The organism is Devosia sp. Root105, from assembly GCF_001424865.1.
In the GTDB taxonomy this organism is placed as follows: domain Bacteria; phylum Pseudomonadota; class Alphaproteobacteria; order Rhizobiales; family Devosiaceae; genus Devosia_A.
Genome location: NZ_LMCR01000015.1, coordinates 302,504 through 315,327, shown reverse-complemented (window position 1 = coordinate 315,327; position 12,824 = coordinate 302,504). Strand labels below are relative to the sequence as shown.

General features: G+C 66.3%; 16 protein-coding genes. 5 read left to right on the top strand and 11 right to left on the bottom strand.

All coding sequences use genetic code 11. The annotated features are described in order from the left end of the window. The first annotated feature begins 40 nt into the window (after nt 1-40). Complete coding sequence (locus ASC68_RS14895; RefSeq protein ID WP_055880699.1) at nt 41-946, top strand: LysR substrate-binding domain-containing protein; 906 nt, start codon at nt 41-43, stop codon at nt 944-946. 174 nt (nt 947-1,120) lie between these two features. Here the strand turns inward: ASC68_RS14895 and ASC68_RS14890 are convergent, their stop codons facing one another. From ASC68_RS14890 to ASC68_RS14855, 8 genes are all read right to left on the bottom strand, one after another. Continuing rightward, nucleotides 1,121-1,606, bottom strand: a complete 486-nt coding sequence (locus ASC68_RS14890; protein ID WP_055880696.1) for a nucleoside deaminase — start codon at nt 1,604-1,606, stop codon at nt 1,121-1,123. A 2-nt stretch (nt 1,607-1,608) separates the two neighbouring features. Beyond that, entirely contained in the window at nt 1,609-2,529 is a 921-nt protein-coding gene (locus tag ASC68_RS14885; RefSeq protein WP_055880694.1) for an aminoglycoside phosphotransferase family protein, read from the bottom strand. Beyond that, nucleotides 2,526-2,960, bottom strand: coding sequence for a VOC family protein (locus ASC68_RS14880; RefSeq protein WP_055880691.1), 435 nt, complete (start codon nt 2,958-2,960; stop codon nt 2,526-2,528). The genes ASC68_RS14885 and ASC68_RS14880 overlap by 4 nt, the downstream gene beginning before the upstream one ends. After that, nucleotides 2,960-3,409 carry a molybdenum cofactor biosynthesis protein MoaE gene (locus tag ASC68_RS14875; RefSeq protein WP_055880689.1) on the bottom strand — a complete coding sequence of 150 codons (450 nt, stop codon included), beginning with the start codon at nt 3,407-3,409 and terminating at the stop codon, nt 2,960-2,962. The genes ASC68_RS14880 and ASC68_RS14875 overlap by 1 nt, the downstream gene beginning before the upstream one ends. A 3-nt stretch (nt 3,410-3,412) precedes the next feature. Next, nucleotides 3,413-3,664: a MoaD/ThiS family protein gene (locus tag ASC68_RS14870; RefSeq protein ID WP_055880686.1), complete on the bottom strand. Its 252-nt coding sequence runs from the start codon at nt 3,662-3,664 to the stop codon at nt 3,413-3,415. After that, nucleotides 3,661-4,209, bottom strand: coding sequence for a CDP-diacylglycerol--glycerol-3-phosphate 3-phosphatidyltransferase (pgsA, locus tag ASC68_RS14865; protein WP_055881279.1), 549 nt, complete (start codon nt 4,207-4,209; stop codon nt 3,661-3,663). The genes ASC68_RS14870 and pgsA overlap by 4 nt, the downstream gene beginning before the upstream one ends. A gap of 257 nt (nt 4,210-4,466) precedes the next feature. Beyond that, a complete protein-coding gene (locus tag ASC68_RS14860; protein ID WP_055880683.1) occupies nt 4,467-5,543 on the bottom strand; it encodes a 3-deoxy-7-phosphoheptulonate synthase in 1,077 nt (358 codons plus the stop codon). A 232-nt stretch (nt 5,544-5,775) separates the two neighbouring features. Next, a complete protein-coding gene (locus ASC68_RS14855) occupies nt 5,776-6,207 on the bottom strand; it encodes a MarR family transcriptional regulator (protein WP_244488506.1) in 432 nt (143 codons plus the stop codon). Between the two features lie 376 nt (nt 6,208-6,583). Here ASC68_RS14855 and ASC68_RS14850 point away from each other — a divergent pair, with 376 nt between their 5' ends. From ASC68_RS14850 to ASC68_RS28345, 3 genes are all read left to right on the top strand, one after another. Further along, nucleotides 6,584-7,435 (top strand): sugar ABC transporter permease, encoded by an 852-nt coding sequence (locus tag ASC68_RS14850; protein ID WP_055881276.1) that lies wholly within the window; start codon nt 6,584-6,586, stop codon nt 7,433-7,435. Then, a complete protein-coding gene (locus ASC68_RS14845) occupies nt 7,435-8,229 on the top strand; it encodes a carbohydrate ABC transporter permease (protein ID WP_197421244.1) in 795 nt (264 codons plus the stop codon). The genes ASC68_RS14850 and ASC68_RS14845 overlap by 1 nt, the downstream gene beginning before the upstream one ends. A gap of 232 nt (nt 8,230-8,461) precedes the next feature. Next, nucleotides 8,462-8,605 carry a DUF1127 domain-containing protein gene (locus ASC68_RS28345; RefSeq protein WP_082434123.1) on the top strand — a complete coding sequence of 48 codons (144 nt, stop codon included), beginning with the start codon at nt 8,462-8,464 and terminating at the stop codon, nt 8,603-8,605. A gap of 123 nt (nt 8,606-8,728) precedes the next feature. Here the strand turns inward: ASC68_RS28345 and ASC68_RS14840 are convergent, their stop codons facing one another. The 3 genes from ASC68_RS14840 to ASC68_RS14830 are packed head-to-tail and all read right to left on the bottom strand — an operon-like array spanning nt 8,729 to nt 12,184. Beyond that, the gene (locus tag ASC68_RS14840; RefSeq protein WP_055880675.1) at nt 8,729-9,466 is read right to left on the bottom strand and encodes a carbon-nitrogen hydrolase family protein; all 738 of its coding nucleotides are present in this window, start codon (nt 9,464-9,466) and stop codon (nt 8,729-8,731) included. A gap of 7 nt (nt 9,467-9,473) precedes the next feature. Then, nucleotides 9,474-11,381 carry an excinuclease ABC subunit UvrC gene (uvrC, locus tag ASC68_RS14835; RefSeq protein WP_055881274.1) on the bottom strand — a complete coding sequence of 636 codons (1,908 nt, stop codon included), beginning with the start codon at nt 11,379-11,381 and terminating at the stop codon, nt 9,474-9,476. Then, nucleotides 11,378-12,184, bottom strand: coding sequence for an SDR family oxidoreductase (locus ASC68_RS14830; protein WP_055880672.1), 807 nt, complete (start codon nt 12,182-12,184; stop codon nt 11,378-11,380). The genes uvrC and ASC68_RS14830 overlap by 4 nt, the downstream gene beginning before the upstream one ends. Before the next feature lie 271 nt (nt 12,185-12,455). On the opposite strand from ASC68_RS14830, the gene ASC68_RS14825 reads away from it, so the two are divergent. Next, nucleotides 12,456-12,779 carry a hypothetical protein gene (locus ASC68_RS14825; protein ID WP_055880671.1) on the top strand — a complete coding sequence of 108 codons (324 nt, stop codon included), beginning with the start codon at nt 12,456-12,458 and terminating at the stop codon, nt 12,777-12,779. Nucleotides 12,780-12,824: the final 45 nt, after the last annotated feature.

Sequence of the window (12,824 nt, the reverse complement as noted above, 5' to 3'; positions counted from 1 at the left end):
TAGACTGCCTCAGGGAACAGCTTTTGTGAGTTGAGTTCACATGTCGCGCAATGAGGTGAACCGCTTCGGCGAGATGGACGTGTTCGTGCGAGTGGTCGATATGGGCGGCTTCTCGGCGGCGGCGCGGACGCTGCGGATGACGCCCTCGGCGGTGAGCAAGCTGATGGCACGGCTCGAGACGCGGCTCGGCACGCGGCTGCTCAGCCGCTCGACCCGCACGCTGCAGCTGACGCCGGAGGGCACGGCGTTCTACGAGTCGAGCCTCAGGATTCTCGCCGATCTCGAGGAGGCGGAGCGCGGCGCCGGGGCGACCGAGCAGCCGGCCGGGCGGATCCGGCTCAACACCAGCGCCTCATACGGCACCCATATCCTGACGCCGCTGCTGCCGGAGTTCCTGGCACTTTACCCCGGTATCAGCCTCAACGTGGTGCAGACCGATGCGATCGTCGATCTCTACGCCGAGCGCACCGATGTGGCGGTGCGGGCCGGGCCGCTGAAGAACTCGAGCCTCTTGGCGCGAAAGCTCGGCGCGACGCGCATGGTGATCGTCGCGGCGCCGGCCTATCTCGAACGCCATGGCACGCCGGCGAGCGCCGCCGAGCTCGAAGCGCATAACCGGCTGAACTTCTGCTACCGGCGGACGGTCGAGGGCTGGCCGCTCAAGGAGGGCAACAAGCTGGTTTCGGTGCCGGTGGCGGGGAACCTGCAGGCGAGCGATGGCGAGGCGTTGCGGCAGCTGGCGGTGGCCGGCGTCGGCATCACCCGGCTCGCCGCCTTCACGGTGCGCGACGACCTCGCCGCCGGGCGGCTGGTGCCGGTGCTGGAGGCGCAGAACCCCGGCGATCTCGAGGATTTCCACGCCGTGTTCAGCGGGCAGGGCGGGTACCTGCCGGCCCGCGTGCGGGTGCTGCTGGATTTCTTGGCGGAGCGGGGGCGGGTGGGGTGAGGGCGGGCGCGCTCTTGGTGTGTCCAAACGGCGCCGTGCGGGCTGACCCCCACCCCTGTCCCCTCCCCGCAAGGGGGAGGGAGACCCTCACACCAACATCTCAATCTGCGTCTCCCTCCCCCTTGCGGGGAGGGATCAAGGGTGGGGGTCCACAGCCACCAGCGCCGACGGCCATTACCCCCGCGACCGCATCTCGTGCCGACGCCGATGCAGCTCATGCATCCGGTCCTGCAGCGCCGGATCCGGGCCGTCGATCGGCAACCCCGGCGCGATGGCCGAGATCGGCAGTCCGTTGACCGGCGAGGGGCCATCGCCCATGGCGGTCCGCCACTCGGTCAGTTGCGCCGACGAGACGGCGTAGACGATGCGGCCGAGCCCAACCCAGGCATGGGCTGCGGCGCACATCGGGCAGTGCTCGCCGGAGGTGTAGACGGTGGCGACGGCGCGCTCGGCGGCGCTCATGTTGGCCGCTGCCCATTTGGCGATATCGATCTCGGGATGCCGCGTCGCATCGCCGGTGGACTCCCAGTTGTGCTCCTCGAACAGCACTTCGCCGGAGGCCGAGACGAGGATTGAGCCGAACGGATCATTGTTGGTGCTGAGCGCGGTTTCCGCCAGCTCAGCGCAGCGCAGCAGATGCTTGTGGTCGGTCTCGTTCATCGTCAGCTCCAGGTGGCGAGGCGGGCGGTTTCGAAGGTCAGTGCATCAAGCAGGACGGCCCGGGCTTCCGGCGTCGAGGGCTGCTCATTGCCGTTGAAGACGTGGCCATGCTCGCTCATCAGGTCGAGCAGGAAGAGCGCCACATAGAGGCTGAAGATGTGGTCGTTGCGGTGGCCTGCCGCGTCCATCCAGTAGTCGACATAGTGTTTGGGGCCCCGCATCGAGGTGAGTGCTGCAAGGGTGAGCGCCGGGGCGTAGCGCGGGTCGCCGAAGCAGAGATCATCGACATCGACGATGCCGGAGAAGCCGCCTTCGGGGCTGATGATGACGTTGCGGGTGGTGGTATCGTGGAGGAACGGCGTTGCCGGAATCGTATCGAGTTCGGCCCGATGCCGCTCGATCGCCGCGCCGACCGGGGCGAGCACCGCCGGGTCGAACAAGGCCGCGGCGGTGAGGCGCTGCACCGACCCGCGGTCGTGGGGCGCGGTTTCGGGCGTCGCTGCATAGCCGTAGCGATTGCCAGGAGGGGACTTTGCCGCGGCGGTTTGCGCGGCGGCGACGTTCTCGGCAATGGCGCGCAGTTGCGGGTCGGTGAGCTCGGTCACGACATTGCCGAGATCGGTGCCCGGCAGCCGCTCGATCAGCATGTAGGGAAAGCCATCGATGCTGCCATGGGCGATAACCCCGGGCAGCGGTACGCCGAGCGCGTGGAGCTCTGCCATCAGGCGGGCGCCCTCGGCGAGACCCGCGGCGCGATAGGGGTGGCCGAGGCGCGCCACCACCGATTCACGCCCGGGAGACGAGACGTCGAAGACGTAATGCGCGGCGCCGGTGGCGAAGCGCTCGACGTGCTCAGGCGACCAGCCGAGCCGCTCGTTGACGATGCGAGCCGCGAGGGCGGCGAAATCCGGTTCGGCGCTCATTGCCCATCCGGATAGACGGCCGGCCCTTTGAGTTCGAGTTTGTTGCCCCAGGGATCGAGCACATAGAACGAGTTGCCCATGCCGCGGGCCCCGCCATGCAGGGCCTCGCGCTCGATGCGGACACCGTGCGCGGCAAGGTGGGCGCGCATGGCGCCTTCATCGAAGGGCGAGAGCGCAATGCAGACATGGTCGACATTGCGGCCGCCCTTGACCGGCGGGATGGCGGAAGCCGCGCCCGGATGGGTGATGTCCCAGAGGACGATCAGCGCGGCGCCGCACCAGACCTGCTCCATGCCGAGCGCCGGATACGAATAGCCGGGCTGGCAGCCGAGCACGGCGGCGTACCACCTGGTGGCTTTGGTGAGATCGTCGACGAGGAAGACGACGTGGTCGATGCCCACGAGCGAGAAGGGTGGGCGGGTGTCGGTCATCATTTGTTCCATTTGGCGCGGGCGTCGTCGTCTTCGGGCTTGGCCTCGACCCAGCGCTCGCCTTCGGGCGTCGCTTCCTTCTTCCAGAACGGGGCGTCGGTCTTCAGATAATCCATCAGGAAGGAGGCGCCGTCGAAGGCGGCCTGCCGGTGCGGGGCCAGCGTCATCACCTGGACGATGGGCTCGCCCACAGCGAGCTGGCCATAGCGGTGGATGACCGATGCCTTGATGAGGCCGAAGCGCACCACCGCCTCGGCGATGGCCTTGCCGATCTGGGCTTCCGCCAGTTCGGGGTAGCTCTCGAGCGTCAGCGTGCTGACCGGATCATCGGGGCGCGAGCGGACGAGGCCGGTAAAGGTGACCGCAGCGCCGGCGCCGGCCGAGGCGGCAAGGAAGGCATTGGCCTCGGCGCCCGGATCGAAGGGCGCCTGCTGCAGGCGGACCGACACGGGTCAGCCGCCGGTCATCGGCGGAAACAGGGCGATGACCTTGGCATTGCCGATCGGGGTCGAGTGCGGCACGATTTCGGTATCGAGCGCCGCCTTGATCAGGCTGGGCTTTTGCATCGCCAGATCAGCGGCTTCGTCGCGATCCCTCAGCCACTGAATCAGGTCGCCGACGGTGATCACCTCGGCCGGCGGGGTAACGTCTTCCTCACCGCGGTTGAGGCGCTCGCGCAGCCAAGCGAAATAGCGGATCTTCATAGTTCAGGTCCCGACAGATGCGGCCAAGTGGAGCGCAGGTATTCCCAGCCGGTCCAGACGGTGAGCCCGCCGGCGATCCACAGGACCACGTGGCTGATGAAGCCGAGGCCGAGCAGCATCGGGGCGGCGATGATCAGGCCGAGCGCGACGAGTTGGGCAGTGGTCTTCCACTTGGCGAGGAAGGTGACGGGCACGCTGATCGAGCGGTTGCCGAGATACTCGCGGAGGCCCGAAACGAAGATCTCGCGCAGCATGATCGCAATGGCCGGGATCAGGTCCCAGCCGTTGAGATCGCGGGTCCAGGCAAAGGTGATGAGCAGCGCGCCGACCAAGAGCTTATCGGCAATCGGATCGAGCATCTTGCCGAGCGCCGAGTTGAGGTTCATCCGGCGGGCGAGGAAACCGTCGAGCCAGTCGGAAACGGCGGCGGCGATGTAGAGCAGCAGCGCGATCCAGCGCAGCCACTCCCAGCCGGCAACGAGGAACAGGCAGATCACCGGAATCGCGAGGATGCGGCCGATGGTCAGCTGGTTGGGAAGCGTCATCAGTTGCGGCGGAATTTGCATGCCGCGAGAAGACGCTATCGCCGTGGCGCGGTCAAGGCAGGGCAGGGCGGCAGGGTTGCGGGAAGGTTGAACTCGGGACCCGCAGTCGGCGACCCTCTCCCGTTTACGGGGGAGGGGGGACCACGCGAAAGCGTGGTGGGAGGAGGGTGCCCCACCCCTCCCACCAGCCTTTCGGCTGGTCCCCCCTCCCCCGCAAGCGGGAGAGGGGCGCCGACTGCCGGCTTCGGTGGCGTCTGCTACGCCACCAACTGCCCCGTCACCCGGCGCCGCTCTTCCACGGCCTCGGCCAGCTTTTCCAGCACCTCGACGGTCGAGTCCCAGTCGATGCAGCCGTCGGTGATCGACTGGCCGTAGACCAGCTCCTTGCCCGGTACGAGGTCCTGGCGGCCGGCGACGAGGTTGGATTCGGCCATGACGCCGACGATCCGCTTGTCGCCGGCGGCGATCTGCGCGCCGACTTCGGCCAGCACCATGGGCTGGTTTTCCGGCTTCTTCGACGAATTGGCGTGGCTGGCGTCGATCATCACCGCCGGGCGGATGCCGGACTTTTCGGCTTCCTTGCAGGCGGCATCGACGCTGAGCGCATCGTAGTTGGTCGCCTTGCTGCCGCCGCGCAGGATGATGTGGCAGTCGTCATTGCCGGTCGTGGCCGCGATGGCGGAGTGGCCGGACTTGGTCACGGCCAGGAAATGGTGCGGCTGGCTGGCGGATTTCACCGCGTCCAGCGCGATGCGGACATTGCCGTCGGTGCCGTTCTTGAAGCCGACCGGGCAGCTCAGCCCCGAGGCGAGCTCGCGGTGCACCTGGCTCTCGGTGGTGCGCGCGCCGATCGCGCCCCACGAGATCAGATCTGCAAAAAACTGCGGGGTGGTCATGTCGAGGAATTCGGAGCCGGCGGGCAGGCCGAGATTGTTGATCTCGAGCAGCAGCGAACGGGCGAGCCGCAGCCCGTTATCGATATCGAAGCTGCCATCGAGATTGGGGTCGTTGATCAGGCCCTTCCAGCCGACGGTGGTGCGGGGCTTTTCGAAATAGACTCGCATGACGATCTCGAGGCTGCCGCCCAGGCGCTCACGGAGCGGGGCGAGGCGGCGGGCATAGTCGAGCGCCGCCTTGGGATCGTGGATCGAGCAGGGACCGACGACGACGGCGAGCCGATCGTCCGTGCCATGGAGGATGTTGTGCAGCGCGTGGCGTGAGCTGATCACTGTGCGGGTCGCCGCGTCGGTGCGCGGGAACTCGCGGATCACCTCTTCGGGGGTTCGGAGTTCGCGGATCTGTTTGATACGCAGGTCGTCGGTGGATTTCAGCATGTCGTCGGCTCCTCGGGGTTCTCGGCACCGGCGACAAAAAAGCCGCCAGGTGATCTGGCGGCTTTTTGGGAAATCTCGGTTTGGTGTTTTACGTCAAACGCGCCCCTTCGGCTGCCAGCGGCTTCCGGTGGTAAAATACCAATACGAATAGGCGGCGCGAAGGTTCATGGGCGGGTTTGTAGCCGAGCTTTACTGACTTGTCACGGGGCTCAGTTCATCCGTTCGTCGAATACTACTGCTCGCCGCCATCCCTGGCGGCCGCCGTCTTGATGGCGGCGAAGACGCGCAGCGCCGCCTCGAAATCGGCGGGGTCGAGCGCGCCGAGCACCTGGCGGCGGAGCGCCATCACGTCTTCGTTGACCTCGGCGACGACCTCGCGTCCTCGGTCGGTGAGGGAGACGGCGTTGGCGCGGCGGTCGGTGGGGTCGGGCTCGCGGGTGACGAGGCCGGAAGCCTGCAGCTCATCGATCAGCCGGACCAGCGAGGCGCCTTCGATGCCGATGGCGTCGGCGAGGGCGTTCTGGCGCACATTCTCGCCGAGACGGTCGATCCAGATCAGCGGCGCCGAGGCAGCCTCGGACACGCCATGCTTGGCAGCGACGGCCCGCGCCATCTTGCGCCACAGCCGCCCGGTGAGCAGCAGGTCCCGGGTGAGATCGCGCATCAGGTGTGCTGGATCGCTTGTTACCATTAGCTAGTATCCTAATTATGCGGAGCTAAATTGGATAGCTCCGATATCGGCATCCGCCTTGCGGGCGTTCGCAAGCGAACAACCACAAATGGGTGGTGGTGGGCAACACCAGGCTGGGGATGCTGGGTACGATCAATGCTTCGATCGGGCTTGGCCCGGCGCTTTAGCACCCAGCGAAAGCTGGAACCCATTTCGCAGCCCGCGCCAGGGGAGAGTTGGGTCCCAGCTTTCGCTGGGATGACATCGAGTTTGGGGTAACTACAGTGCGTCAGCTTGATGAATGGCGGCGCTTATCAAGCGGCCGATGGCCGTTGATCTCCCAAGTCACAACCCGCATAAGCCGCGGACGATGACCACCCCCGTCAGGAAGAAACCGGACAACCGCGCGGCGCTGCCTTTGGTGGCGCCGTTCGTCATCGTCTATGCAGCCTTGTTCCTCTACCCGACGCTGCAGATGCTGGCGATGAGCCTGACCGATGGGCAGCTGATCCTGCCCGGCGAATGGGTGGGGCTCAGCAACTACCTGAAGCTGTTCAGCGACTGGCGCTTCGGCAACTCGGTCGCCAACACCGCCTATTTCGTGGCGCTGACGGTGGTGCCGGGAACGCTGCTGGGGCTCGGCTTCGCCATGCTGGTGGTGCGGCTCAAGGGGGTCTGGCAGGCAGTGGTGCTGGCGGTGTTCTTCCTGCCCTACATTCTGCCGGTCACCACGGTGACCTCGATCTGGACCTGGTTCGTCTATGGGCCGGGGCAGCTGGTGCTGCCGGATCGGGTCCTCGGCCGGCCGCCATTCGTCTTGCCGATCGCCGCGACCATCACCGTGTGGTGGACGGTCGGCTTCAACGTGCTGCTGTTCATGGCGGGGCTGAAGAACATTCCGGCTGAGCTCTATGAGGCAGCCAAGCTCGATGGGGCAGGGCGGTGGATGCAGTTCCGCAGTATCACCTGGCCGCTGATCTGGCCGGTGACGGCTTTGGTGCTGACCATCCAGCTGATCATGCAGATCAAGGTATTCGACCAGGTGTACCTGCTGGTGCAGGGTGGCCGGGTCGATGCTTCGATGGTGCTGGTGCAGTACATCTACACGCTGGCTTTTCAGCGCAACCAGGGCGGCTATGCCGCGACCGTGGCCGTGGCGCTGTTCGTCATCGTCGCCGCGGTGTCGGTGCTGCAGTTCCAACTGCTGCGAGCGCGTAAATGATCCGCCGGTTGAACCTTGCCGGGTTGGTGCTGGCGCTGCTGACGGTTGCTGCAGCGGTGGCGTGGGCGTTTCCGCTGGTCTGGGCGATCCTGACGACGGTGGCGCCAGAGGTGGATGGGGCGCCGCTCGATGGGCTGGTGGTCTATGCCAAGGCGCTGTTCGGCACGCCGATCGGGCTCTGGTACCTCAACTCGCTGGTGACCTCCGGCACGGTGACCGTGGTGGTGATCGCCATCAGCGCCGCCGCCGGCTACGCCATCTCGCAGCTCGAGTTCTGGGGCCGCAAGGCGCTGTGGTACCTGATCCTCGCGAGCTTCATGATCCCGGTACAGGCGCTGATCGTGAACCACTTCCTGCTGATGAACAGCTGGAAGCTGATCAACACCTGGGCCGGGGTGATCCTGCCGCAGCTGATCGCGCCCATCGCGGTGATCGTCTACAAGCAGTTCTTCGACAGCGTTCCCAAAGAACTGAGCGAGGCGGCCAAGGTCGACGGCGCCAGCCATGCGCGCGTGCTGTGGAGCATCTACCTGCCGGTCAACTGGGGGGTGACGGCGGCGCTGGCGATCATCGTGTTCATCGGCGCCTGGAACGCCTTCCTGTGGCCGTTCCTGGTGGTGACGAAAGAGCCGCTGATGAATGTCACGGTGGCGATCGGCCTGGTCGAGCAATATCTCGATGTCGGCGGGCTGGCCGCGGCGCTGCTGGCCGGCTTGCCGGTGGCCTTGGTCTACCTGGTGTTCCAGAAGAAGGTGACCGAGGCGATCATGCTGTCGAGCGGCATCAAGGGCTAGCCACGGATCTGCCACAGGGTTGCCGCCGGGCTGCTCGTCATATGAATGCATTATGAACGAAAACGCATGGCTTGGCGGTCGCGCTCCCCTCAACCCCCTGCAATCCTGAACGCAAACTTAACTCCGGTTCGCACGGCATGCACAGGGTGCATAGCTCGGGTGCGTAATACCCTACTGGTTGGGTCGGGTTGGTGGGCCTATATCAGCATCACCAAACAGAAGGGGAAACCAAATGAACATCCGTCAGAAGCTCTCGCAGTTCGCCGCCTACAACCGCACCGTCCGTGAGCTCTCGCAGCTGAGCAACACCCAGCTTCGCGACCTCGGCATCACCCGCGACGACATCAAGTCGGTCGCCCGTACTGCGGTCAACTAAGCAGCTTTCTCAGCGATGAGATGAACGAAGGCGCCCAGTGGGCGCCTTTTGTTTTTGGGGGCGGTGCCCGGTTACTTGCGCCGTGCCCCAAGGTAATCTTGCTCCCGGTATCGGCGCAGGGCCCTAGCTGAGGGGCAGATCAAAGAACAGCAGGCCCGGTTCATTGAGCGGCAACTGCGCCACGACCTGCCCGTGCGGGTCGAGCACGGCGGTCGGGCCCCAGGCGACGCGGCCATCGCGTTCGCCGGTGACGTCGGACGACATCAGCCACAGGCCGGTCTCGCGGCAGCGCTCGCCGCGGATGGCGTTGTGCTGGTGCTTGAAGGTCTCCGCCGTCTCGCGCCGCAGCATGTTGTTGGCGACGCAGAGCAGCAGCGAAGCGCCGGTATCGGCGACCTTCTGCGCGGCCTCGGGGAAGTTGGTGTCGTAGCAGATGTTGATGCCGAAGCGCAGGCCGTCGACCTCGAAGCTGGGGCTCTCCGTTCCCGCGGTGAAGGCCCGTTCGGCGCCCAGCAGGTGGGCCTTGCGGTAGCGACCGATGAACTGGCCGTGCTGCACCACGATGGCGGTGTTGAACAGCTGCCCGTCATCCAGCTCCAGCATGCCGATGACCAGCATGGGCCCACTACGGGGAAGCTCGGCGAGTAGGGACTGGAAGGCGCTGGAGCCGAGATCGAGCGCCTGGCGCCGCGCTGAGGCTTCGTCGACCAGGTAGCCCTGCAGAAAGCCCTCGGGAAAGCACAGCAGTGCCGCGCCCGCGGCCTCGGCCCGGGCCGCAAGCTTGGCCACACAGCGCAAAGCAGCGCCGATGTCCTCGCGATACTCGACGGTCTGGGCGGCGACGATCCGGACGCTCTGCACGCGCCGCTCAGCCGGGGCCGTTAAAATGGTCGTAGATCTGCTGCGCCAGCTGGGTGGAGACGCCAGGCACGGCGATGAGGTCGGCGAGGGCGGCGCGGCCGACGGCCTTGGCGGAGCCGAAGCGCTGCAGCAGGGCGCGCTTGCGCGTCGGCCCGATGCCTTCGATCTCGTCGAGCGGGTTCCTGATCACGTCCTTCTTGCGCTTGGCGCGATGCGTGCCGATGGCGAAGCGGTGGGCTTCGTCGCGCAGGCGCTGGACGTAATAGAGCACCGGATCGCGGTGCGGCAGCATGAAGGCGTCGCGGCCTTCCATGAAGAATTTTTCGCGGCCGGCATCGCGCTCCTCGCCCTTGGCGATGCCGATGAAGGTCACCTCCTTCTGCAGGTTCAGTTCGGCGATCACCTGGCGCACCGCATTGAGCTGGCCGGCGCCGCCATCGATGAAGACCACGTCCGGCCAATCCGGCATGCCGGTGTTCTCGTCTTCGGCTTCCGGTTCGCTCTCGTTGGCGAGGCGGGTGAAGCGGCGGGTCAGCACTTCGCGCATCATGCCGAAATCGTCGCCCGGGGTGATGTCGGTCGAGCGGATGTTGAAGGTGCGGTAGTACTTCTTGTTCAGCCCCTCTTCGCCGGCGACGATCATGGCGCCGACGGCGTTGGTGCCGGAAATGTGCGAGTTGTCGTAGACCTCGATGCGGCGCGGCGGCTCGTCGAGGCCGAACAGCGTAGCGACGCCCTCGAGCAAAGTCTTCTGCGTCGCGCCTTCGGCCAGCTGGCGGCCGAGCGCCTCGCGGGCATTGTTGAGCGCGTGCTGGACCAGGTCCTTCTTTTCGCCGCGCTGCGGCGTCTGGATCGAGACCTTTGAGCCGGCGCGGGCCGACAAAGCTTCCTCCATCAGCTCCTTCTCGCTGAGCTCATGCGAGAGCAGGATCTGCTTTGGCGGGGTGCGATCCTCGTAGAACTGGCCGATAAAGGCCTCGAGCACTTCGGCATCGGAGAGCGAGGCGTCGGCGCGCGGCCGGAAGGCGTGGTTGCCCCAGTTCTGGTAGGCGCGGAAGAAGAACACCTGGACGCAGAACTGCCCGGCCTCGTGGCCGATGGCGAAGACGTCGGCCTCCTCGACCGATTTCGAGGCGACGTCGCCCTGCGACTGCACCAAAGCAAGCGCCGAGAGGCGATCGCGCAGCAGGGCGGCACGCTCGAAATCGAGGTTCTCGGCGGCGACGTTCATATCGGCGGCGAGGTGATCCTGTACCGACTTGGACTTGCCGGAGAGGAACTGCCGGGCTTCCTCGACCAGCTCGTTATAGTCGGCCATCGAGATTTCGCCGGTGCAGGGGGCCGAGCAGCGCTTGATCTGGTGCAGCATGCAGGGCCGGGTGCGGGCCTTGTAAAAGCTGTCCGAGCAAGTACGGAGCAGGAAGGCGCGCTGCAGCGCGGTGATGGTGCGCTTGACCGCCAAAGCCGAGGCGAAGGGGCCGAAATAGTGGCCCTTGATGCGGCGCGAGCCGCGGTGCTTTTTCAGCTCGGCGGCTTCGTGCTCGGTGGCGATCAGGATGTAGGGGAAGCTCTTGTCGTCGCGCAGCAGCACGTTGAAGCGCGGCTTTAGGCGCTTGATCAGGTTGGCTTCGAGCAGCAGCGCTTCGGCTTCCGTCTCGGTGCGCACGAACTCCATGTTGCGCGTCGCTTCGATCATCCGCCGGATGCGGATATCGAGGCCTTCGGGGCGAGTATAGTTGGTGACGCGCGCCTTGAGGTTGCGCGCCTTGCCGACATAGACGACCTCGCCGGCCTCGTCGAACATCCGGTAGACGCCGGGTGAGGGGGGCAGGGTCTTGACGAAGGTCTTGATGACCTCGGCGCCGGAGATTGGCGGACTTGCTGGCGTAGTTGGCAAGGGAGGCGTCTCGGTCATTTGCGCCTCGGGGTCGGGCCGCGGCGGGCCGGCCATTCGATATGCTCGCCGCCATCGAGGACGATCATCTGGCCGGTCATCGCGTCGAGGCCGAGGATGGCGGCGACGCCATCGGCAATGCCGTCGGGCCCGGCGGCACGGCCGAGCGGCAGCTCGGTAAGGCGACGAAGGTGGGCTTCGGGCGAGACATGCGGCGGCGGCACGGTGGGGCCGGGGCCGATGGCGTTGACCCGGATGCGCGGCGCCAGCGACTGGGCCAGGGTGCGGGTCATGGTCCAGAGCACGGCTTTGCTCAGGGTGTAGCTGAAATAGGCCGGCGACAGGTCGAGGACGCGCTCGTCGATGATGTTGATGATGTTGCCGGTTTTGCCCTCGGGCAGCTGGGCGGCGAAATCGCGCGACAGGAAGGCGGGGGCCTCGGCGTGGACGGCAAAGTGGGCGTCCCACAGGCTCTCATCGAGATCGGCGATGGAGTCGCGCTCGAAGCTCGAAGCGTTGTTGACGAGGAGGGTGAGGGGGCCGAAGGGCTTCGCCGCCTCGGCGATGAGGCGGGCGCGCTGGCCGCGGTCGGCAAGATCGGCGCCGATGGTCGCGGCCTTGCCGCCCCCGGCGCGGATGTCGGCCGCACGGATTTCGGTCGCCACCGCCTCGGCCTTTTCGGCTGACGAACGGTAGTGGATCACCACCGCCCAGCCGTCGCCGGCCAGCCGGCGCGCAATGGCGGCGCCGACGCGGTCGGCGGCTCCGGTGACAAGGGCGACACGGCTGGAATCGGCCGGGATGTGTGCGGGTGCGGATGTCATGAGTCGAGCCGGAAGATAGGGCTTCGCGCGCGCCGCTTCAATTGACGGCTGTGTGGTTGGGGCGCGCCAAGTTGTCGGCCGGCGAGGGGCAGCCGTGAGGCACGTATCGCAAGCAGAACTGGCGGCAACAATTGCCGGTCCACCCGGATTTCCCCCGCTGCTTCAAGTACGTGCAAGCTTGTGACTACCGACTCTCTGCAATCAGGCGTAACGTCGCACTTGCGAGTTGGGGGCCACTCGGCTTCCAAAAGCTGGATCTGAGGAGCGTCCAATGGAAGCAATTATTCCGATTCTCGTTCAACTGATTGGCGGCGGCGTTGGGGGCAACGGTATTGCGGCCGTGCTCAAGCAGGTCAATCTCGGGCCGGTGGGCAATACCATCGCCGGTGCGATCGGCGGCTGGCTCGGCACCTGGCTGGCCGGCATGATCCCGGGGCTTTCCGGCCTGGTCGGCACCGCGGCGGCGGCAGCCGGCACGGGCGGCATGGATATCGGCGCGCTGGCAGGGCAGGGGCTGACCGGCCTGGTCGGCGGCGGCCTGCTGACCACCATTGCTGGGCTGATCAAGAACGCCACGATGAAGAGCAGCAGCTAAGCTCTGGTTTAGTTCCCGTTACTTGCCCCGGGCGACGTGCCCGGG

Bases quoted from the DNA above. Each gene is read 5' to 3' on its own strand.
- ASC68_RS14895 (WP_055880699.1), top strand. From the start codon at position 41: ATGTCGCGCAATGAGGTGAACCGCTTCGGCGAGATGGACGTGTTCGTG.
- ASC68_RS14890 (WP_055880696.1), bottom strand. From the start codon at position 1,606: ATGAACGAGACCGACCACAAGCATCTGCTGCGCTGCGCTGAGCTGGCG.
- ASC68_RS14885 (WP_055880694.1), bottom strand. From the start codon at position 2,529: ATGAGCGCCGAACCGGATTTCGCCGCCCTCGCGGCTCGCATCGTCAAC.
- ASC68_RS14880 (WP_055880691.1), bottom strand. From the start codon at position 2,960: ATGACCGACACCCGCCCACCCTTCTCGCTCGTGGGCATCGACCACGTC.
- ASC68_RS14870 (WP_055880686.1), bottom strand. From the start codon at position 3,664: ATGAAGATCCGCTATTTCGCTTGGCTGCGCGAGCGCCTCAACCGCGGT.
- pgsA (WP_055881279.1), bottom strand. From the start codon at position 4,209: ATGACGCTTCCCAACCAGCTGACCATCGGCCGCATCCTCGCGATTCCG.
- ASC68_RS14860 (WP_055880683.1), bottom strand. From the start codon at position 5,543: ATGCTGAAATCCACCGACGACCTGCGTATCAAACAGATCCGCGAACTC.
- ASC68_RS14855 (WP_244488506.1), bottom strand. From the start codon at position 6,207: ATGCGCGATCTCACCCGGGACCTGCTGCTCACCGGGCGGCTGTGGCGC.
- ASC68_RS14850 (WP_055881276.1), top strand. From the start codon at position 6,584: ATGACCACCCCCGTCAGGAAGAAACCGGACAACCGCGCGGCGCTGCCT.
- ASC68_RS28345 (WP_082434123.1), top strand. From the start codon at position 8,462: ATGAACATCCGTCAGAAGCTCTCGCAGTTCGCCGCCTACAACCGCACC.
- uvrC (WP_055881274.1), bottom strand. From the start codon at position 11,381: ATGACCGAGACGCCTCCCTTGCCAACTACGCCAGCAAGTCCGCCAATC.
- ASC68_RS14830 (WP_055880672.1), bottom strand. From the start codon at position 12,184: ATGACATCCGCACCCGCACACATCCCGGCCGATTCCAGCCGTGTCGCC.
- ASC68_RS14825 (WP_055880671.1), top strand. From the start codon at position 12,456: ATGGAAGCAATTATTCCGATTCTCGTTCAACTGATTGGCGGCGGCGTT.